Below are 18,798 nucleotides of genomic sequence, written 5' to 3' on the forward strand. Positions count from 1 at the left end.
CTCTCCTCAATGAGTGGCGTGGTCGCCGGGCTTGCTCCAATGCCAGCCGGCGATAGTGGGGGGAATCGGGCGCATTTCGATAGCCTCGGTCGGGCAGATCTTGAAGCACTTGGAACAGGCGTGGCAGGCGTCCGAGATCACCGTATGCAGCTGCTTGGGGGCGCCGACGATGGCGTCCGAGCCGCATTCGCCGATGCAACGCAGGCACCCGATGCACAGATCCTCGTGGATGAAGGCGACTTCCGGGCCCTTTTCCACATGGTCGTGGGTATCGGCCGAAACGCCCAGCTTCTTGGCCAGCGCCTCGATGGTGCCCTTGCCGCCCGGCGCGCAGAGCGTGATGGGCGTGTCGCCCTTGGCCAGGGCGGCGGCGTATTGCGAACAGCCGACGAAGCCGCATTGGCCGCATTGCGAGCCGGGCAAAAGCGCCTGCAGCTCTTCCTCGATGGGATTGACGGGCACCGCGAGCAGCTTGGCGGCGGTTCCGAGAACGGCCCCCAGGGTCACACCCATCACCGCCAGACTTCCGACGTCGATCAACATGACAGGTCTCCTAATTGGTGCTCATGCCGGAAAAGCCCATGAAGGCCAGGGCCAGCAGGCTGGCGGTGATGAAGCCGATGGGCGGCCCGGCGAACAGGCGCGGCACCGCGCACAGCGCCAACCGCTCGCGCAGGCCCGCGAACAGCACCATCACCAGCGAATAGCCCAGCGACGAGGCGAAGGCGAAAACGGTGCTCTCGATGAAGTTCATCTTGCCTTCGACGAGAAGCAGGTTCACGCCCAGCACGGCGCAGTTGGTGGTGATCAGCGGCAGATAGATGCCCAGCATCTGGAACATGGTGGGCGAGACCTTGCGGACCACCGCCTCGGTGAACTGGACGGCGGCCGCGATGACCAGGATGAAGGCGACGGTGCGCAGATAGCCCAGCTCGTAGGGCTCCAGCAGCACTTTTTCCACGCCCCAGTCGATCATGGCCGAGATGGTGATGCAGAAGGTGGTCGCCGCCCCCATGCCCAGCGCCGTATCGACGCGGGTGGTGACCCCCATGAACGAACACAGGCCCAGGAAGCGCATCAGGACCACGTTGCTGACCAGCGCGGCGCTGATGAACAGCAGAAGGTAATGTTCCATCGTCCCTTATCCCCTTACCCGTGATCCGAAGTACATGCCGCGTCGGGCGGCAGGTGGTAGTCCCTGCGCAGAAAACGCGGTGTCAGCACGCCCCGCGCCGACAGGCCGTCGGCCAGAAGCCGCGCCAATCCCAAACCCACCACCAGCCCGCCGAAGGCCCCCAGGGCGGCCATGCCGTCGGTGGCGTAAAATTCCTGGCCGAGGATGCCGCCCGCCAAAAGGGCGATCAGCGGCAGGCCGTAGGCGGTGGCGGCGCCCTTGACCAGAGCGGTCTCGCTGATGCCGACCACCACGCGCTCGCCCACCTTCAATCCCAGATCGCCGGGAAGCTGGAAGCGCTTGGCCGCCATGCGCTTGGCATTGCCCGCATCCTTGCCGATGCTGCACAGCCCGGCGGAATGACAGGTGCCGCAACTGGTGGTCTCTTCCGGTTCCAGCCATGCCCGGCCGCCCTCGACCGCGACCACGCGGGCAAAGCCCTCGAGCAGAGTCTGGCCATCGGCATCGGGGAAGGAGGAACCGGCGTCGCTCATATGCGTCAGACCGTCACCGTCGCGCTCACGCCGTCGGGCGTGACGAAAATGGCCTGCAACGCCCCGGCTGCCTTGAGGATCGCGCGGCGCTTGTCCTCGGGGGCCAGGATCAGGGTGGTGGCCAGACCGTCGGCGATGGTGGCGGTATCGGCGATCACCGTGACGCCGACCATGGCGGGTGCCGTCTTGCCGGTGCGGGCGTCGATGATATGGGTGAACTTGCCCGCCTCGTCGAAGATGGTGCCGTAGCCGCCCGAGGTGGAGACGCATTTGTCGGTGACGCTGACCTCGGTGACCGCCTTGGAGGGATCGGCCGGATTGGCGATGCCGATACGCCAGGCCGAACCGTCGGGCTTGGCGGCCATGGCGCGGGGCTCGCCCATGTCCACCAGCACGTTCTCGAAGCCGTGGCTGCGCAAAACCGCCGCCACCTTGTCGGTGATGTAACCCTGAGCGCGGGCGTTGAGCGTGATGGCCATGCCGGGGCGCGCCAGCGCGACGCGGCGGGCGGCGGTGTCCACCTGGATGCCGCGCCAGTCCACCAGGGCAAGGGCGGCGGCGAGATCCTTGGCCGAGGGACCGGCGGGATCGGCATGGGCGGCGGTGAAGTGCTCGAAATACAGCTTCCACACCGGCTGGATGGAAGGATCGAACACGCCGTCGCTGATGCGGGCCAGTTCCTTGGCATGGGAGACCAGTTCCATGAACTCGGCCGGGGCATCGTCCAGCTTGCCGTCGCGGTTCAAGGCCGAGATGGCCGAATCGGCGCGATAGACGCTGAAGATGGCTTCCAGCCGGGCCAGTTCGGCCGTGCTGGCCTCGATGGCGGCGCGGGCCTTGGCTTCGTCGCTATGGTAAAGCTGGATGGTCGAAGGGGCGCCCAGCGTGGTGCCTTCCCAGCGCAGCATGCGGGCCTGGGCCTGACTGGCCTTGGCGAGCAAGGGCAGACCGGCGGCGGCGGCCAGGATGGTAATGGCACGGCGGCGAGTGATACGAACGGTCATCGAACCTAGGCCTCCCTCGGGCGAGATATCCGGAGATCCGGCATTTTAAAATTGCTCAAAAAAGCGTCACCTTGATGGTATGCGACATGGTGGCCCACTTCAAGCCTGTGCCGCAACATAATAGGCATCCGAATGCCGATTTTTTTGTCGTGGTAAAACAACGTCTTGTCCTGTCCTCGACCCGCTTGGGGAGGCCGATCCCAGCCCAATGGGTGGGAACAGCCGGAAAAATATTGGGGACTTCGCCATCGCAGCATGGCTTGGTCGTTCCCGACGGGCGCGGTGCACAAAAGCAAGCGGCGTGCCAGGGCGGGAAATGGCGGTTCTTGGTGAAGCTGTTCCCGGATTGTCGGGTCTGCGACACTTGCGCGGCCTCAGTTCCCGACAACGCTTGCCCATGTGTCGCAAACCTCGTCCAGGGCGTCGCGGCCGCAGGCGAGATAGGCGGCCAGACCGAGGCAGCCGTGGATGGCGCCTTCCAGGCAGACCGCGCGCACCGGAACTCCGGCCTTGGTCAGGGCCTCGGCATAGGCCTTGCCTTCATCCACCAGGGGGTCGAAGCCGCAGGTCAGCACCAAAGCGGGGGCCAGCCCGGCATGGGAGTCGGCCCGCAGCGGTGAGGCGTCGGGCTCCAGCACCGGACCGCTTCGCCCGACGAAATACTGCTGGGTGAACCACGTGATATCCGCCTGGGTCAGCAGATAGCCCTCGGCGAGGCGTGCGCGCGACGGATAATCGCCGCCCTGGTCCACCGCCGGATAGATCAGCAGTTGGGCGGCGAGCCGGATGCCGAGGTCGCGGGCGTGCAGCGCTGCCACCGCGCTCAGGGTTCCTCCCGCGCTGTCGCCCGCCACCCCGAGGACGCATCCCTTGCCGGGACCGGTCGCCAGCCATTGGAGGGCGGCGGTGCCGTCTTGGATGGCGGCGGGGTAGGGGTGTTCCGGCCCCATGCGATAGTCCACCGAGGCCACCAGCGAGCCGGTGCGCAGCGCGATGTTGCGGCAGATGGCATCATGGGTGTCGAGATCGCCCACCACGAAGCCGCCGCCATGGAAATACAGCAGGGCGGCCTTGACCTCGGCTTGACCGGCGGGTCGGAAGAGGCGGATGGGAAGGGCGCCGCCGGGGCCGGGGATGGCCATGGTCTCGGCATCGACGCCGTCGGGGGCGGGGGGATTGGTGCGCGACAGCCTGCGGGCGAATTCCGCCCGCGCATCCACGGGGCTCATGGTCCCCAGGGAGGGAAGCTTCAGTTCGGCGGCCTTGGCCAGGATGAAGGCGACATCATCGTCGAGTTTGCCCGGCGTCCCCCTCGAAACCGTTTGGCTCGCGATCATTCCCCGTCTCTCCATCCTGGTTGGCCGAACGCAAACCTAACAGGGTGGACATCCATTGTCGTGGCGGTTGACCTTTTTGGCCGCCGATACGCATCATCCATCACGGCGACAGGACGGAGGGGAGAGCATGCCGGGGGGAACAAGCAAGGCGGTGCTGCGCAGGCTCGGCGACAGCCGGTTTTCGACGGTCTATTTCCGCGGCGAGGGCATCGATATCGGCGCCGGGGGCGATCCGCTGTTTCTCTATAGCGAGCAGTTTCCCTTGATTCGGAAGTTGCGGGTGTGGGATCAGGGCGATGGCGACGCCCAGACCTTGACCGGCCTCGCCGACGAATCCTTCGATTTCGTCCATTCCAGCCATTGCCTGGAACATCTGGTCGACCCGGCGGAGGGGTTGCGCAACTGGTTTCGCGTGCTGAAGCCCGGCGGCCATATGGTGCTGCTGCTGCCCGACGAGGATCTCTACGAGCAAGGGGTTTTCCCTTCCACCTTCAATGCCGACCATAAATGGACCTTCACCATTTCCAAGGCCGAATCGTGGTCGCGGCGCTCCATCAACGTGACCGATATTCTCGGCGGTTTGGGGGGCGCGGCCGAGATTCTGAAGATCGAACTGCTCGACGCCGGTCACCGGTTCCGCCTGCCGCGCTTCGACCAGACGCTGACGCCGACCGCCGAATGCGGCATCGAGATCGTGCTGCGCAAGCGCATGCCGGACGAGCTGATCAAGAAGGGCCGATTGCCGCCGGACGGCCGCCTGAGCCCCGATGATATTTTCGTACTGACAGGATTGCGATGACCCAAGACCTTCTGGACGGCGAGCCGACATCGGGCTTTCAAGACCTGCTCGGCTATCATCTGGCCGAATGGGCGGAGGGCCATGCCGTATTGGAATTAGCCGTCGAGCGTAAGCATTGCAATCGGGCCGGTGTGGTCCATGGCGGCGTGCTCGCCACCCTGATCGATACGTCCTGCGGCTTCTCGGCCACCTATTGCCCGGTGCCCGGTCGGGTGCGGCGGGTGGTGACTCTGTCGCTGACCTCGTCATTCCTCGGGCAAGCCCGGCACGGCATCATCCGGGCGGTGGGCCGCATGCGGGCGGGCGGCAGCCGCATCGTGTTCTGTTCGGCCGAGGTGCTGGACGAAGACGGCAAGCTGATCGCCATGGGGGAAGGCAGCTTCCGCTACCGCACGGGCAGCAAGGCGCTGGAGGGCGTTCCGCTGTAAGAGGCGGCGATTTTTCTACCCTTCCCATCATCGTCATGCGCGGGCATTGACCCAATGCTGTCTGATTTGAGCGTCGGCGACACGATCCGTTGGCTGTTGATGATTCACCACCAAGGCACCAAGGACACCAAGAGGGCGGAGCAAAAGGCCAAGCCTTATTCGCTCGTCATGGCCGGGCGTGTCCCGGCCACCCACGCGGTTCCGCTTGAAATCCCTATGCAAGGACAATCCAAACGGATGGGCGTGGTTGCCCGTGACAAGCACGGGCATGACGGAAGGCAAAAAACCGTGTCGCCCTCTTGGTGTCTTTGTGGTCAATACCCTCGGCAGCCAGCGGAGCATGTCGCCGAATTTAAGCCGGACAGAAGTGGGTCAAGCCCGCGCATGACGGGAGCCAGGAAATAGGCATTGACATGCGCATTAAGCTGAATGATCATTCAGTCAGAATGAACGACCATTCAGTTTGAGGCTTTCATGTCGCAGCAGGTTCTCTCCATTTCGCGGGTCGGCGCCGTCGTGGTGCTCACCCTGGACAGCCCGCCGGTCAATGCCCTGTCCAAGGCGCTGATCAAGGCGCTGCACGGGGCCATGGACCAGGTGGAGGCGGACAAGACCATCGGCGCCGTGCACATCCGCAGTGCCGCCAAGGTGTTCTGCGCCGGGGCAGATCTGGCCGAGATGCGCGAAAATCTTGCCGATCCCGACAAGGTCGACGCCCAGATCGACTTCGTGCGCGATCTGCAGAACGTGTTGAAGCGCATCGAGACGCTGGGCGTCGCCACCATCGCCGAGGTGAGCGGGGCCGCCATGGGCGGCGGTTTCGAGCTTGCCCTGGCCTGCGATTTCCGCGTCGCCGCCCATGAAGCCAAGCTGGCGCTGCCCGAGGTCAATCTCGGCCTGATCCCCGGTGCCGGGGGCACCCAGCGCCTGACCAATCTGTGCGGCCCCGCGGTGGCCAAGCGGCTGATCCTGGGGGCCGAGATTCTCGACGGCGCTTCCGCGCTGGCCATGGGGCTTGTCCATTGGGCGGTGCCGCGCGCCGAGCTTCCCGCCTTCGCTAGCGCCCTGGCCGAGCGGGTGGGGGCGCTGCCCCGCGCCGCCGTCGCCGCTTCCAAATCCTGCATCGCCGCCGCCGCCGACCCCCGGCGCGACGGCTACGAGGAAGAACTGTCCGCCACCCGTGATCTGCTGCTGCACGAGCCCGAGACCCGCTCACGGGTCGAGGCTTTCCTGGGCGGCCAACGATGATCGAAGTCCGACGAGTCGCTGAACGTCAGTTCAGCGGAGAGGCGTTGCGGCCAAGGGCCGGCGCGCCACGTGGCGCGGAGCCAAGCCCTGCGGAGGCAGGGCGCCCGGCGAATGAGGGATAAACAAAAAAGGAGTCTTCCCATGAACTTCAAGGACAAGGTCGCCCTGGTCACCGGCGCCGCTTCCGGCATCGGCCTGTGCACCGCTCAAAGCATCGCCGAGCTGGGCGGCGACGTTCTGATCGCCGACATCAACGCCGATGCGGGCGAAGCGGCGGCCGCCGCCATCCGCGCCAAGGGCGGCAAGGCGGAATTCGTCCGTCTCGACGTGACCGACAAGGCCTCCGTCGCCAATGTGCGCGATCATGTGCTGGCCTCGCGCGGGCGGCTCGACGTGCTGTGCAACGTGGCGGGCTGGGGCCATATCCAGCCTTTCGTCGACAATGACGACGCCTTCATCGCCAAGGTGATGAACCTCAACCTCAACGGCCCCATCGAGCTGATCCGCGCCTTCTTCCCCTCCATGATCGAGAAGAAGGGCGGCAAGATCGTCAACGTCTCGTCGGACGCCGGCCGTGTCGGTTCGCTGGGCGAAAGCGTCTATTCGGCGGCCAAGGGCGGCCTGATCGCCTTTTCCAAGTCGCTGGCCCGCGAAGGCGCTCGGTACGGCATCAACGTCAACGCCATCTGCCCCGGCCCCACCGACACCCCCTTGCTGAAGTCGGAGCCGGAAAAGTTCCTGGAAGCCTTCCTGAAGGTCATTCCCATGCGCCGCTTCGGCAAGCCGCAGGAAGTGGCCGACGGCATCGTCTTCCTGGCGTCCAACCGCGCCGACTACATCACAGGTCAGGTGCTGAGCGTCAACGGCGGCATCACCATGGTGGGCTAAGGCCTCAATTTCGGAGCGCGGGCGTCTCGCCCGCAGGGTGCGGCCAAGATGGCCGCGCTCCTCAAAACAAGGAGAGATCACATGCGTAAGTTCAAGGCTGCCGACTACAAGGCCGAACATTTCGACTGGAAGGTGGACGGCAAGGTCGCGACCCTGACCCTGAACCGTCCCGAGCGCAAGAATCCGCTGACCTTCGACTCCTATGGCGAGCTGCGCGATCTGTTCAACAATCTGTGCTACGCCACCGACGTCAAGGCGGTTGTCATCACCGGGTCGGGCGGCAATTTCTGTTCGGGCGGCGACGTGCACGAGATCATCGGGCCGCTGACCAAGATGGAAATGCCGGAATTGCTGGAATTCACCCGCATGACCGGCGACGCGGTCAAGGCCATGCGCATGTGCCCACAGCCCATCATCGCCGCCATCGACGGCATCTGCGCCGGTGCCGGAACCATGCTGGCCTCGGCTTCCGACATCCGCCTGGGCACCGCCAAATCCAAGGTGGCCTTCCTGTTCGTGCGCGTCGGCCTCGCCGGTGCCGACATGGGCGCCTGCACCCTGCTGCCCCGTCTGATCGGACTCTCTCGCGCCGCCGAACTGCTCTATACCGGCCGCGCCATGGGCGGCGAGGAAGCCGAGCGCTGGGGCTTCTACAACAGCCTGTATTCCTCGGAAGAGGTGCTGGACGCCGCCACCAAGCTGGCCCACAGCCTGGCCGACGGCCCCACCTTCGGCCATGCCATGACCAAGAAGATGCTGTGGCAGGAATGGAACCAGGGTCTTGGCGAGTGCATCGAGGCCGAGGCCCAGGCTCAAGCCATCTGCATGCAGACCAACGACTTCGAGCGTGCCTATGTGGCCTTTGCCGCCAAGCAGTCGCCCAAGTTCGAGGGTAACTGACCATGTCCGACGCCTCGTTCCTCCAATGGCCGTTCTTCGACCAGACCCACCGGGATTTCGCCCGTGACCTGGAAGACTGGGCCAAGGCCAATCTGGACCGGGTGTGCCCGGAGGACGAGGCGCATGGACCGGCCATGGACGAGACGGCGCGCCGTCTCGTCCGCGAGCTGGGCAAGGCGGGATTTCTCGCCGCTTCCATCCCCAAGGCCTATGGCGGCCGCGCCAAGGATTTCGACGTTCGCGCCATCTGTCTGGGCCGCGAGATCCTGGGGCGTCACGCCGGTCTGGCCGATTTCGCCTTCGCCATGCAGGGCTTGGGCAGCGCCGCCATCACCCTGTTCGGCAATGACGCGCAGAAATCCCGCTATCTGCCCAAGGTGGGCAAGGGCGAACTGATCGCCGCCTTCGCCATTTCCGAGGTGGATGCCGGTTCCGACGTGGGCAATATGAGCACGCGGGCGGTCAGGGATGGCGACCATTACGTCATCGACGGCGGCAAGACCTGGATTTCCAATGCCGGTCTCGCCGATTTCTATACCGTCTTCGCCCGCATCGGCGACGAGAGCGGCGCCAAGAACCTCGCCGCCTTCGTGGTGGATGCCGACACGCCCGGCCTGACGGTGTCCGAACGCATCGACGTCATCGCGCCGCATCCGCTGGGCTCGCTGACATTCGACAACATGCGGGTGCCCGCCGCCAACATGCTGGGCCAGCCGGGCGAGGGCTTCAAGGTCGCCATGTCGGTGCTGGACGTGTTCCGCACCACGGTGGGCGCCGCCGCCCTGGGCTTCGCGCGGCGCGCCATGGACGAGGCCCTGGCCCGCGTGTTCAAGCGCAAGGTGTTCGGTTCCAAGCTGGCGGACTATCAGCTGACCCAGGCCAAGATCGCCGAGATGGCGGTTGCCATCGACGCGAGTGCCTTGCTGATCTACCGCTCCGCCTGGACCAAGGATGTCAAGGGCGGCCGCGTCACCCGCGAAGCCTCCATGGCCAAGCAGTTCGCCACCGATCAGGCCCAAGTGGTGATCGACGAGGCGGTGCAGCTATGGGGCGGCCTCGGCGTGGTGTCCGGCGTCAAGGTAGAGACGCTGTACCGCGAAATCCGGGCGCTACGCATCTATGAAGGCACCAGCGAGGTCCAGAAGCTGGTCATCGCCTCCAAGGTGTTCGAGGAGTATCGGAATGAAACATGACCAGGGTGGTCATCGGGCAAGTCCCTCTCCCCTTGTGGGAGAGGGATTTAGGGTGAGGGGGCGGATATGCCGCGCGGACGCGCGGCCCCCTCACCCCGGCCCTCTCCCACAAGGGGAGAGGGGGGCTCGTCATGGGAACTGATCCCCTGGCGGGCCGCCACGCGCTGGTCACGGGCGGCGGCCGAGGCATCGGCTTGGCCATCGCCCGCCACTTGCTGTCCTTGGGCGCCAGCGTCACCATCACCGGGCGCGACGCCGCCCGGGTGGCGGCGACGGCGGCCGGGTGTGGAGGCTCGGTTGCCGGGATCGCCGTGAACGTCGATGACGCCGCATCCATCGAAGCCGGGTTCGGGGAAGCGGCAAAGCGCTTCGGCCCCATCGCCATCCTGGTCAACAATGCGGGCATCGCCAAGGCGGCGCCGCTGGCCAAGACCGATCTTTCCCTGTGGGACGACATCCTGCGCACCGACCTGACCGGCGCCTTCCTGTGCACCAAGGCTTTGATTCCCGGCATGCTGGAACTGGGATGGGGCAGGGTGGTCAACGTGGCTTCCACCGCCGGGCTGACCGGTCTGGCCTATTGCGCCGCCTATTGCGCCGCCAAGCACGGCCTGATCGGCCTGACCCGCGCCCTGGCCAAGGAATTCGCCAGCAAGCCCATAACCGTCAACGCCGTCTGCCCCGGCTATACCGAAACCGATATCGTCGAGGCCACCCTGGACAATATCATGGCCAAGACCGGTCGTTCGCGCGACGAGGCGCTGGCCGATCTTGTCGCGCCCAATCCGCAGAAGCGGCTGATCCAGCCCGAGGAAGTGGCCGAGGCGGTGGGCTGGCTGTGCCTGCCGGGATCGGGCTCCATCACCGGGCAAAGCATCGCCGTGGCCGGTGGGGAGGTCATGTGATGGAAGACGGAACACACATCATCACCCTCTCCCCTCCGTGGGAGAGGGCCGGGGTGAGGGGGCTTACGCGCGGCATCGCGGACATGAGTCGATCCCGACCCCTCACCCGGCGGCTTTGCCGCCACCCTCTCCCGCAAGGGGAGAGGGAATGGATGGACGCGATGTGATGAACCACGATGTCAAATCCCAGGTTTCCGACGAAGCGCTGGTGGCCCGCCGTCGCGCCCAGATCGTCGCCGCCGCCACCGAGCTGTTTTCCCATCAGGGCTTCTATCGCACCACCATTCAGGACGTGGCCAAGAAGGCCGGGGTGAGCGCCGGGCTCATCTATCAATACGTCACCGACAAGGAGGACGTGCTGCTGCTGGTGCTGCTCAGCGTGCTGGACTCCTACAAGACCGAGATTCCCGCCGCCATCGCCGGGCTGACCGATCCGTTGGAACGGTTCTGGGCCGCCATCGGCGCCTATTGCCGGGTGGTGGATCAGCGGCGCGAGGCCACCGTGCTGGCCTACCGCTCCACCAAGTCGCTGCCCGACGACCGGCGCGAACTGATCAAGCAATCCGAGATCGAGACCAACGGCATGATCGCCGCCTGCCTGTCCGACTGCGTCAAGGCCGGGCTGATGCGCGACGTCAAGGTGGAACTGGTGACCTATCAGTTGGTGACCTTCGCCCATAGCTGGGCGCTCAAGCACTGGCGCCTCAAGGAGGTGTGCGGCCTCGAGGAGTACATCGCCGAGGGCTTCGACTTCTTCGCCCAGGCGCTGCTGACGCCAAAGGGCCGCCGCCATCAGGCAAAAATCCATGGGAGGACATGAGCATGCATCTGCCCGGCGGGCCGAGCGCCCATGTGGACAAGTTCGCCCGCGACCTGCTGCCGCCGCCGGATCTGTGGCCGGTTTTCGATTATTCCGCGCCCCATCTCAAGGATTATCCCGACCGGATCAATGCCGCCGTCACCCTGCTGGATCAGGCGGTGGCCGACGGCTTCGGCGACAAGGTGGTGTTCCATTACGGTGAGGGGAGCTGGACCTATGCCCAGTTGCTGGACAAGGCCGAACGCATCGCCCGCGTGCTGGTGGAGGATTTCGGTCTGGTGCCGGGCAACCGGGTGCTGATGCGATCGGGCAACACCCCCATGGTGGCGGCCTGCTGGCTGGCGGTGCTGAAGGCAGGTGGCATCTGCGTCATGTCCATGTCGCTGCTGCGCGCCAAGGAGCTGGGCTATCTGGTGGACAAGGCCAAGATCAGGATCGCCCTGTGCGAGGAGAGTCTGGCCGAGGAGATGGAGCTGACCCGCGCCCAGAAGCCGGATCTCGCCCATGTGGCCTATTTCACCCCCCTGGGTGACGGTGACGCCGGTTTCGATCGAATGGTTGGGGAAAAGCCTTCCGGCTTCGCCAATGTGGACACCGCCGCCGACGACGTGGCGGCCATCACCTTCACCTCGGGCACCACCGGGAACCCAAAGGGGGCCATGCATTTTCACCGCGACATCCTGGCGGTGACCGATTGCTGGCCGCAAAGCCATACCGTCGAGCCCGACGAGATCATCGTCGGCTCGCCGTCCTTCGCCTTCACCTATGGCCTTGCCGCCTTCCTGACCTATCCGCTGCGCTATCGCGCCACGGCGGTGCTGGTGGCCAAGCCGACCCCGGACCTGATCCTGGACGCCATCCAGCGCCACAAATGCACCAGCCTCTACGCGGTGCCCACCTCGTTTCACGCCATGCTCCAGATCATCGACCGCTACGATGTCTCCAGCTTGCGCAAGTGTTCCTCGGCGGGCGAGCATCTGCGGGTGAAGTTGTACGAGGATTGGCTGCGCGCCACCGGGTTGAAGCTGATCAACGGCATCGGCATGACCGAAATGCTGACCCATTTCATCGCCCAGACCGCCGAGGTGCCCAAGGAAGGCGCCACCGGTCGGCCGGTGCCCGGCTATTGCGCCTGCATTCTCGACGATGACGACAATCCGCTGCCGCCGGGCAATCGCGGCAGGCTGGCGGTGCGCGGCCCCACCGGCTGCCGCTATCTCGACGACGAGGAGCGGCAGGCCAAGTTCGTCCGCCAGGGGTGGAACGTCACCGGCGACATCATGGAAGAGGATGCCGAGGGCTGGTTCTGGTACGTGGACCGCTCCGACGACATGATCGTCTCGTCGGGCTACAACATCTCGGCCCAGGAGGTGGAGCGGGTCATCTTGGAACATCCCAGGGTGTTCGAATGCGCCGTGGTCGGCGTGCCCGACGAAGCCCGGGGCAATATCGTGCGCGCCTGCATCGTGCTGGACGACCCGTCACGGGCCAGCGAAGTGCTAGCCGAGGACATCCAGAACTACGTCAAGGCGGCCATCGCGCCCTACAAATACCCGCGTGAGATCAAATTCCTCGAGGTGCTGCCCAAGACCCAGACGGGAAAGGTTCAGCGGTTCCGACTGCGGCAGATCTAGCACCTGGGGGCGCGAACCGTGCTGAACCAGTATTCCTCGATGGCGTGAATGGCGCTGAACAGGTCGGCCAGATCCATGGGCTTGGTGACATAGCCTTGGGCACCGGACTTATAGGCCGTGACCACATCCTGGTCCGCCGACGAGGTGGACAGCATGACCACCGGCAGATGCCGTAGCTTCGGGTCGGACCGAATCTCGGACAGCACCTGCAAGCCGTTCTTCTTCGGCATGTTGATGTCCAGCAACACCAGATCCGGTGAAAGCCGACGCGGGGCGCCCGGCGTGGGGCCGCGCAGCTTTTCCATGGCTTCGACACCGTCGGCGGCCATATCCACCACGCAGGGGAATCGGCCGCGCCCGATCGCCTTCGATACCAATTCGGCATCGGCGGGATCGTCATCGACGATCAGCACATGGTATGGATTTGCGGCGTTGCTGCCCACTCAGGTGCTCCATGGACGAGGCCTTCATGACCATTTTCCAGGATAGGGCATGGATGTGAAAAGAATATGCTTTCAGTATGAACGGTATGTAACGGCCCGATAGGGTGGCGAGGGATTCATGTCTTGGTTCGTCTATGTCTTACTGAATGGCGCGGGGGTGGCCTATACCGGCATAACGACCGATTTGGAGGATCGCCTGCGTCGCCACAACCGGGGCCAGGGTGCCAAGTTCACCCGTGGGCGCGGCCCATGGCGGCTCATCCACAGCGAAGGACCGCTGGAACACGGCGAGGCCCTGCGGCGTGAATCCGCCATCAAGAAGGATCGCGCCTTCAAGGCCGGTCTGAAGGCGGCTAGGATAGACAGAGCGGGCGAGTGATGGAGCGGGCCGCCATGCGGGTCAAGGATGTGGGCGATACCGCCTTCGCGGTGGATTTCGACGACGGTGATCGGGTCGTCGCGTTGTACGACGCCATTCGCCGTGTCGGACCGCTGCTTGGTCTGGTGGAGACGGTACCGTCGCTCCGGTCCCTGCTGGTCATCTTCGACCCGCTGTCCATCTCGCGGGCCGAGATGGAGGCCCGCATTCGCGGCTTGGCCGACCGGGCGAGCGACGGCGACGGCGGCGAGGGGCGATCCTGGCGCATTCCGGTTCGCTATGACGGCCCAGATCTGGATGCGGTCGCCCAGGCCTGCGGCCTGAGCCGGACCCGAGTGATCGATCTGCACGCGGGTCGGGTCTACCAGGTCAGGATGCTGGGCTTCATGCCCGGCTTCGCCTATATGGGAACCCTGCCTGAGGCCTTGCGGCTGGGGCGGCGGGGGGAGCCTCGCTTGAAGGTTCCCGCCGGTTCGGTCGCCATCGCCGACGACATGACCGCCATCTATCCGTGGGAGAGCCCCGGCGGTTGGCATCTGCTGGGCAGCGCTGAAATCGCTCTGTTCGATCAAACGCGGGAGCCTCCGGCCTTGTTGGCGGCGGGCGACCAAGTGGTGTTCGTGCCGCTATGAGCCATTTGCGACTCACCACGCCCGGCTTGTTCTCCACCATTCAGGATCTGGGTCGGTTCGGCTATGGCGCCCAGGGGGTGCCGGTGGCCGGGGTGCTCGATCCGGTGGGGCTGCGTCTCGCCAATGCCCTGGTGGGTAATGTGGATGGCGAGGCGGGCATCGAATTCTGCGGGCTTGGTCCGGGCCTAGTAGTGGAGGCCGAAAGCGTTCGGCTGGCGGTCGTTGGTCCGGCGCGGCCGATTCTGTCCCGCGATGGCGCCGCCACCGCCTTGGCGGTGGGGCGCTGTCATCTGTTGCATCGTGGCGACGTCTTGGCCCTGGGGGCAGTGAACGGCGCCGCCTCGGCGGTGCTGGTGGTGGAGGGCGGCTTCGATCTCGCTCCGGTGATGGGCAGCCTGTCCACCTTTGTCCGCGCCGGAATCGGCCCGTTGGGCGGTCGGCCGCTGGTGGCGGGCTGCATGCTGCCGCTGCGGCGCGACCGCGCCTCCGAGGGGCCGCTTCTCGCCTTGTCGGCGCCGTTCGATCATGGCCGGGGGGCGGTGCGGGTGATGCTGGGGCCGCAGGCGGAGTATTTCACCGAGACGGCGCTGGAGGTCTTGGCATCCGCCGAATTCATCGTCGGCAGGGATGCCGACCGCATGGGGCTTCGCCTGGAAGGGCCGAGGCTGGAGCACAAAGGCGAGGCGGGGATCGCTTCTGACGGTCTGGTGCGCGGCTGTATTCAGGTGCCAGGCAACGGTCAGCCCATCGTGTTGCTGGCCGATCACCAGACGGTGGGGGGCTATGCCAAGATCGCCACGGTGATTTCCGCCGATTTGCCACGGGTCGGGCGCATGGTTCCCGGCGACCGCTTGCGCTTTCGGGTGGTGGACCTTGCCGAGGCGGAAACGGCCCGGAATGCGTTGGAACGTGCCATTCAATCGGCACGATCCTCGTTGCGAGCACTGGCGGGCGAGCTTGACCTCGACGCGCTTTATTCCGCCAATCTGGTCTCTGGCATGGTCAATGGGGAAACGCCGTGAGAACCATCAACCTCAATGCCGATCTGGGCGAGGGCTGCGGCGACGATGCGGCCATGCTCGATATCGTCGCCTCGGCCAATATCGCTTGCGGCTTCCATGCGGGCGATGCGTTGGAAATGACCCGCACCGTCCGGGCCGCCATGGCACGTGGCGTCAGCCTGGGGGCGCATCCCTCCTATCCCGACCGCGATGGCTTCGGCCGTCGTCCCATGGACATGGCCCCCGACGAGATCGAGGCGGTCACCGCCTATCAGATCGGCGCCCTGGCGGGCATCGTCGCCGCCAATGGCGGCAGGCTCGGCCATGTGAAGCCGCACGGCGCCCTGAGCAATCGGGCGGCGGTGGATATGGATGCCGCACTGGCCATAGCGCGGGCGACGGCTACGACCGTGCCGGGGCTCATCTTGCTGGCGCCCGCCGGTTCGGCCATGGTCGAAGCGGGACAGCGCCATGGGCTGCGGGTCGCCCAGGAAGTCTTCGCCGACCGCGCCTATGACGATGACGGCACTCTGGTTGCCCGCTCGCGGCCGGGCGCCTTGATCCATGATCCCGACGAAGCGGTCCGCCATGTGCTGCGGATGGTTCGTGACGGGATCATCGTTTCGCTGTCGGGGCGCGAGATTCCATGTCATGCCCAGTCGGTCTGCGTCCATGGCGATGATCCAAATGCAGTAACGTTGGCCAAAGTGTTACGAGCGGCATTGGAGAATGCAGGAATAAGAGTCACGCCATTGTCATAAAGGGATCAACAGTGTTGCGTTGCGGGAAAAGCACAGGTATATACCCGACCAGTGACGCACACGTACGTGCCTATGGCCCTTGTCGGTTATGCAACGACGGACGCGTCCTTTTTGGAAGAGCCGACTGATCTTGTCGGCGCCCGAAAGGGAGGTGGACATGTTCGTGACCCATAAACTGGGCTACATCCCGGAAATCTGTACGAGTATGTGACGGCGGTGTCGCGACCGTATCCTCGGTCGCCTGCCGCCGTTGTCGTGGAACGCGGTCTCTTCGCGGAGACCGCGTGGAGGGCGTCGTTTCCAGCAGATGAAGCGACGGAATTGAGGTAAGGGGAGGACCGCTATGCACACCATTGTCTTTACCGGCCGCATGGTCATGATCGGCTGCGGCAGCATCGGACAAGGCGTTTTGCCCCTGATTCTGCGCCATATCGACATCGACCCGGCCCGGATCACCATTATCACGGCCTGTGAACGGGGCCACGATGTCGCGAAGAAATACGGCATCACGTTCATCAACAAAGCGCTTACCCCGGATGATTACCGCGACCGACTGACTCCCATGCTGCGCAAGGGCGACTTCCTGCTGAATGTTTCGGTGGATGTGTCGTCGGTGGCCTTGGTCGAGCTCTGTCGCGATGTGGGTGCCCTTTACCTCGATACCTGCATCGAGCCCTGGGCCGGTGGCTATACCGATCCCGGCCTTTCCCCCTCCTTGCGTTCCAATTATGCCCTGCGCGAGCAGATGCTGGCGCTCCGGGTCGATGGACCGGCGCCGACGGCGCTGGTCACTCACGGTGCCAATCCGGGGTTGGTCTCCCACTTCGTCAAGCAGGCGCTGCTGAACATCGCCGCCGATTCCGGCATGGCGGTGGAACCGCCCAAGTCTCGCGACGCCTGGGCCGGCCTTGCCGCCTTCCTGGGAGTCAAGGTCATCCACATCGCCGAGCGCGATACCCAGGTGGGCGCCGAACCCAAGGCGGTGGGCGAATTCGTCAATACATGGTCCATCGACGGCTTCGTCGGCGAGGGCTGCCAACCCGCCGAACTGGGCTGGGGCAGCCACGAGAAGGGCCTGCCGCCCGAGGGACGGCGTCACGATTTCGGTCGCGGCAGCGCCATCTATCTGATGCGGCCGGGCGCCAGCCAGCGGGTGCGGACCTGGACTCCGAAGGAAGGCCCGTTCCACGGCTTCCTGATCACCCACAGCGAATCCATCTCCATCGCCGATTACTTCACGGTTCGCGATGGCGAGACGGTGACCTACCGGCCGACCGTCCATTACGCCTATCATCCCTGCGACGACGCGGTGGTGTCGCTGCATGAACTGGCGGGCAAGAACTGGCGGATGCAGCCGCGCCAGCGCCTGATGATGAACGAGATCGTGAGCGGTATCGACGAGTTGGGGGTGTTGCTGGCCGGTCACGGCAAGGGCGCCTATTGGTTCGGCTCGCAATTGTCCATCACCGAGGCCCGTGAACTGGCGCCGCATAACAGCGCCACCAGCCTTCAGGTGACCGCCACCGTGCTGGCGGGCATCGTCTGGGCGCTGGAGAATCCTGGGCTCGGCATTCTCGAGCCCGACGAGATCGATTTTGTCCGCATTCTGGAAATTGCTCGGCCCTATCTCGGACCGCTGGTGGGTGTCTATACCGATTGGACGCCGCTGGAAGGTCGCGGCGATCTGTTTCCCGAGGATGTGGACCGCTCGGATCCCTGGCAGTTCAAGAATGTCCGGGTCGTCTGATCCGGGCTATTTACAGGCGAAAAATCCTTCACGGTGCGGCGTTCTGGCGCAGACCTGCTCGGCTTGCCCTTCTTGAACACGGTCTTGGTTTTCCTCGACGCATTGGGCGTAGCGGCGGTCGTTCTCCGCCCCGACGATGGGGGTGATGGCCAAGGGGACATAGCCGTCGGGGCAGGTGCGTCGAGCGGCGAAGCGACAGGTCTCGGCCCACCGCATGGTGTTTTCGCAATCGACGTAATAATAGGTCGAGCCATCTGGCTTTCGGAACGTGGTGACCTCGGCGCAGGCACCCAGCGCCAGGATCATGGATAATACCGCCAACGCTTTCATTCGTCGTCCTCTCGGAGGTGCTTTCCGCTTCCTGGATGGGAGGAGAGAATAGTAGCTGGCTTCGCCGAAGGAAATCCCTCATTCACGGGGGAAAGGATGCCCATCCATGCCATTGGTATGTGCGGCTATGCTAAAAAGAGTTGCATCGTACCGAACCTTCGATAGAATGAGCCGATGATTACCGGCCGTCTGGGAGTTTTACCTTGGTCAAGAGAAACGTGTCGACCCGTGGCCGCCTCGAGAGTGGCGCCCCCAACCCTGTTGATGTCCATGTCGGTGCCCGCATGCGTTTGCGCCGCACTCTTCTGGGCATGAGCCAAGAAAAGCTGGGCGAGGCTATCGGCTTGACCTTCCAGCAGGTGCAGAAATACGAACGCGGCGCCAATCGTATCGGCGCATCGCGTCTGTTCGATTTGTCGCGGGTGCTTGACGTGCCGGTGTCGTATTTCTTCGACGATATGTCCGACAATACCCAGAGCCAGAGCCCCGTGAACATCATCAAGGGTTCGGTCGGGCTGTCGGAAGATCCGGCGCCGTTCGAGGCCGATCCCATGACCAAGCGCGAGACGCTGGAACTGGTCCGCGCCTACTACAACATCAACGATCCCCAGGTGCGCAAGCGGGTTTACGAACTTGCCAAGGCCCTGGCGGCGGTCGCAGGCGGCGAATAGGCCGGATACC

At 64.8% G+C, this 18,798-nt stretch carries 22 protein-coding genes; 15 read left to right on the top strand and 7 right to left on the bottom strand.

The annotated features are described in order from the left end of the window. Window positions 1–6 precede the first annotated feature (6 nt). From CU669_RS12855 to CU669_RS12875, 5 genes are all read right to left on the bottom strand, one after another. Window positions 7–543 (bottom strand): RnfABCDGE type electron transport complex subunit B, encoded by a 537-nt coding sequence (locus CU669_RS12855; RefSeq protein ID WP_112145291.1) that lies wholly within the window; start codon window positions 541–543, stop codon window positions 7–9. Window positions 544–553: 10 nt separating this feature from the next. After that, entirely contained in the window at window positions 554–1,135 is a 582-nt protein-coding gene (gene rsxA, locus CU669_RS12860) for an electron transport complex subunit RsxA (protein ID WP_112145293.1), read from the bottom strand. 14 nt (window positions 1,136–1,149) lie between these two features. Next, complete coding sequence (locus CU669_RS12865) at window positions 1,150–1,668, bottom strand: SoxR reducing system RseC family protein (RefSeq protein WP_112145295.1); 519 nt, start codon at window positions 1,666–1,668, stop codon at window positions 1,150–1,152. A gap of 5 nt (window positions 1,669–1,673) precedes the next feature. Next, complete coding sequence (locus tag CU669_RS12870) at window positions 1,674–2,672, bottom strand: FAD:protein FMN transferase (protein WP_112145297.1); 999 nt, start codon at window positions 2,670–2,672, stop codon at window positions 1,674–1,676. A gap of 374 nt (window positions 2,673–3,046) precedes the next feature. Then, complete coding sequence (locus CU669_RS12875) at window positions 3,047–4,009, bottom strand: alpha/beta hydrolase (RefSeq protein WP_112145299.1); 963 nt, start codon at window positions 4,007–4,009, stop codon at window positions 3,047–3,049. A 127-nt stretch (window positions 4,010–4,136) separates the two neighbouring features. Here CU669_RS12875 and CU669_RS12880 point away from each other — a divergent pair, with 127 nt between their 5' ends. The 9 genes from CU669_RS12880 (at window position 4,137) to CU669_RS12925 (ending at window position 12,824) form a co-directional block, all read left to right on the top strand. Then, the gene (locus CU669_RS12880) at window positions 4,137–4,808 is read left to right on the top strand and encodes a class I SAM-dependent methyltransferase (protein ID WP_112145301.1); all 672 of its coding nucleotides are present in this window, start codon (window positions 4,137–4,139) and stop codon (window positions 4,806–4,808) included. Further along, complete coding sequence (locus tag CU669_RS12885; protein WP_112145303.1) at window positions 4,805–5,236, top strand: PaaI family thioesterase; 432 nt, start codon at window positions 4,805–4,807, stop codon at window positions 5,234–5,236. Before CU669_RS12880 ends, CU669_RS12885 begins: the two co-directional genes overlap by 4 nt. Before the next feature lie 474 nt (window positions 5,237–5,710). Beyond that, complete coding sequence (locus tag CU669_RS12895; protein ID WP_112145307.1) at window positions 5,711–6,484, top strand: enoyl-CoA hydratase/isomerase family protein; 774 nt, start codon at window positions 5,711–5,713, stop codon at window positions 6,482–6,484. Between the two features lie 141 nt (window positions 6,485–6,625). Then, window positions 6,626–7,372 (top strand): SDR family NAD(P)-dependent oxidoreductase, encoded by a 747-nt coding sequence (locus CU669_RS12900; protein WP_112145309.1) that lies wholly within the window; start codon window positions 6,626–6,628, stop codon window positions 7,370–7,372. Window positions 7,373–7,453: 81 nt separating this feature from the next. Continuing rightward, window positions 7,454–8,272 carry an enoyl-CoA hydratase family protein gene (locus CU669_RS12905; RefSeq protein ID WP_112145311.1) on the top strand — a complete coding sequence of 273 codons (819 nt, stop codon included), beginning with the start codon at window positions 7,454–7,456 and terminating at the stop codon, window positions 8,270–8,272. A gap of 2 nt (window positions 8,273–8,274) precedes the next feature. Continuing rightward, window positions 8,275–9,465 (top strand): acyl-CoA dehydrogenase family protein, encoded by a 1,191-nt coding sequence (locus CU669_RS12910; protein WP_112145313.1) that lies wholly within the window; start codon window positions 8,275–8,277, stop codon window positions 9,463–9,465. Window positions 9,466–9,596: 131 nt separating this feature from the next. Beyond that, window positions 9,597–10,370 carry an SDR family NAD(P)-dependent oxidoreductase gene (locus CU669_RS12915; RefSeq protein WP_112145315.1) on the top strand — a complete coding sequence of 258 codons (774 nt, stop codon included), beginning with the start codon at window positions 9,597–9,599 and terminating at the stop codon, window positions 10,368–10,370. Between the two features lie 148 nt (window positions 10,371–10,518). Beyond that, window positions 10,519–11,190: a TetR/AcrR family transcriptional regulator gene (locus CU669_RS12920; protein ID WP_112145317.1), complete on the top strand. Its 672-nt coding sequence runs from the start codon at window positions 10,519–10,521 to the stop codon at window positions 11,188–11,190. Next, window positions 11,187–12,824, top strand: a complete 1,638-nt coding sequence (locus tag CU669_RS12925) for an AMP-binding protein (RefSeq protein WP_239988704.1) — start codon at window positions 11,187–11,189, stop codon at window positions 12,822–12,824. Before CU669_RS12920 ends, CU669_RS12925 begins: the two co-directional genes overlap by 4 nt. Here the strand turns inward: CU669_RS12925 and CU669_RS12930 are convergent. Then, window positions 12,821–13,267, bottom strand: a complete 447-nt coding sequence (locus CU669_RS12930) for a response regulator (protein WP_239988705.1) — start codon at window positions 13,265–13,267, stop codon at window positions 12,821–12,823. The genes CU669_RS12925 and CU669_RS12930 overlap by 4 nt on opposite strands. A gap of 118 nt (window positions 13,268–13,385) precedes the next feature. Between CU669_RS12930 and CU669_RS12935 the strand changes: the two genes are divergently transcribed. The 5 genes from CU669_RS12935 to CU669_RS12955 all read left to right on the top strand — a co-directional run bounded on the left by CU669_RS12935 (window position 13,386) and on the right by CU669_RS12955 (window position 17,787). Next, window positions 13,386–13,646 (top strand): GIY-YIG nuclease family protein, encoded by a 261-nt coding sequence (locus tag CU669_RS12935; protein WP_112145321.1) that lies wholly within the window; start codon window positions 13,386–13,388, stop codon window positions 13,644–13,646. 14 nt (window positions 13,647–13,660) lie between these two features. After that, complete coding sequence (gene pxpB, locus CU669_RS12940; RefSeq protein ID WP_161539662.1) at window positions 13,661–14,278, top strand: 5-oxoprolinase subunit PxpB; 618 nt, start codon at window positions 13,661–13,663, stop codon at window positions 14,276–14,278. After that, complete coding sequence (locus CU669_RS12945) at window positions 14,275–15,300, top strand: 5-oxoprolinase subunit C family protein (RefSeq protein WP_112145325.1); 1,026 nt, start codon at window positions 14,275–14,277, stop codon at window positions 15,298–15,300. Before pxpB ends, CU669_RS12945 begins: the two co-directional genes overlap by 4 nt. Further along, the gene (locus CU669_RS12950) at window positions 15,297–16,040 is read left to right on the top strand and encodes a LamB/YcsF family protein (RefSeq protein WP_112145327.1); all 744 of its coding nucleotides are present in this window, start codon (window positions 15,297–15,299) and stop codon (window positions 16,038–16,040) included. Before CU669_RS12945 ends, CU669_RS12950 begins: the two co-directional genes overlap by 4 nt. A gap of 343 nt (window positions 16,041–16,383) precedes the next feature. After that, window positions 16,384–17,787, top strand: a complete 1,404-nt coding sequence (locus CU669_RS12955; RefSeq protein ID WP_112145329.1) for a homospermidine synthase — start codon at window positions 16,384–16,386, stop codon at window positions 17,785–17,787. A gap of 6 nt (window positions 17,788–17,793) precedes the next feature. Here CU669_RS12955 and CU669_RS12960 read toward each other — a convergent pair whose 3' ends face one another. After that, complete coding sequence (locus CU669_RS12960; RefSeq protein WP_112145331.1) at window positions 17,794–18,117, bottom strand: hypothetical protein; 324 nt, start codon at window positions 18,115–18,117, stop codon at window positions 17,794–17,796. A 203-nt stretch (window positions 18,118–18,320) separates the two neighbouring features. Here CU669_RS12960 and CU669_RS12965 point away from each other — a divergent pair, with 203 nt between their 5' ends. Further along, window positions 18,321–18,788, top strand: coding sequence for a helix-turn-helix domain-containing protein (locus tag CU669_RS12965; RefSeq protein ID WP_112145334.1), 468 nt, complete (start codon window positions 18,321–18,323; stop codon window positions 18,786–18,788). Window positions 18,789–18,798 lie beyond the last annotated feature (10 nt).

This window comes from Paramagnetospirillum kuznetsovii, from assembly GCF_003284725.1.
GTDB lineage: Bacteria > Pseudomonadota > Alphaproteobacteria > Rhodospirillales > Magnetospirillaceae > Phaeospirillum > Phaeospirillum kuznetsovii.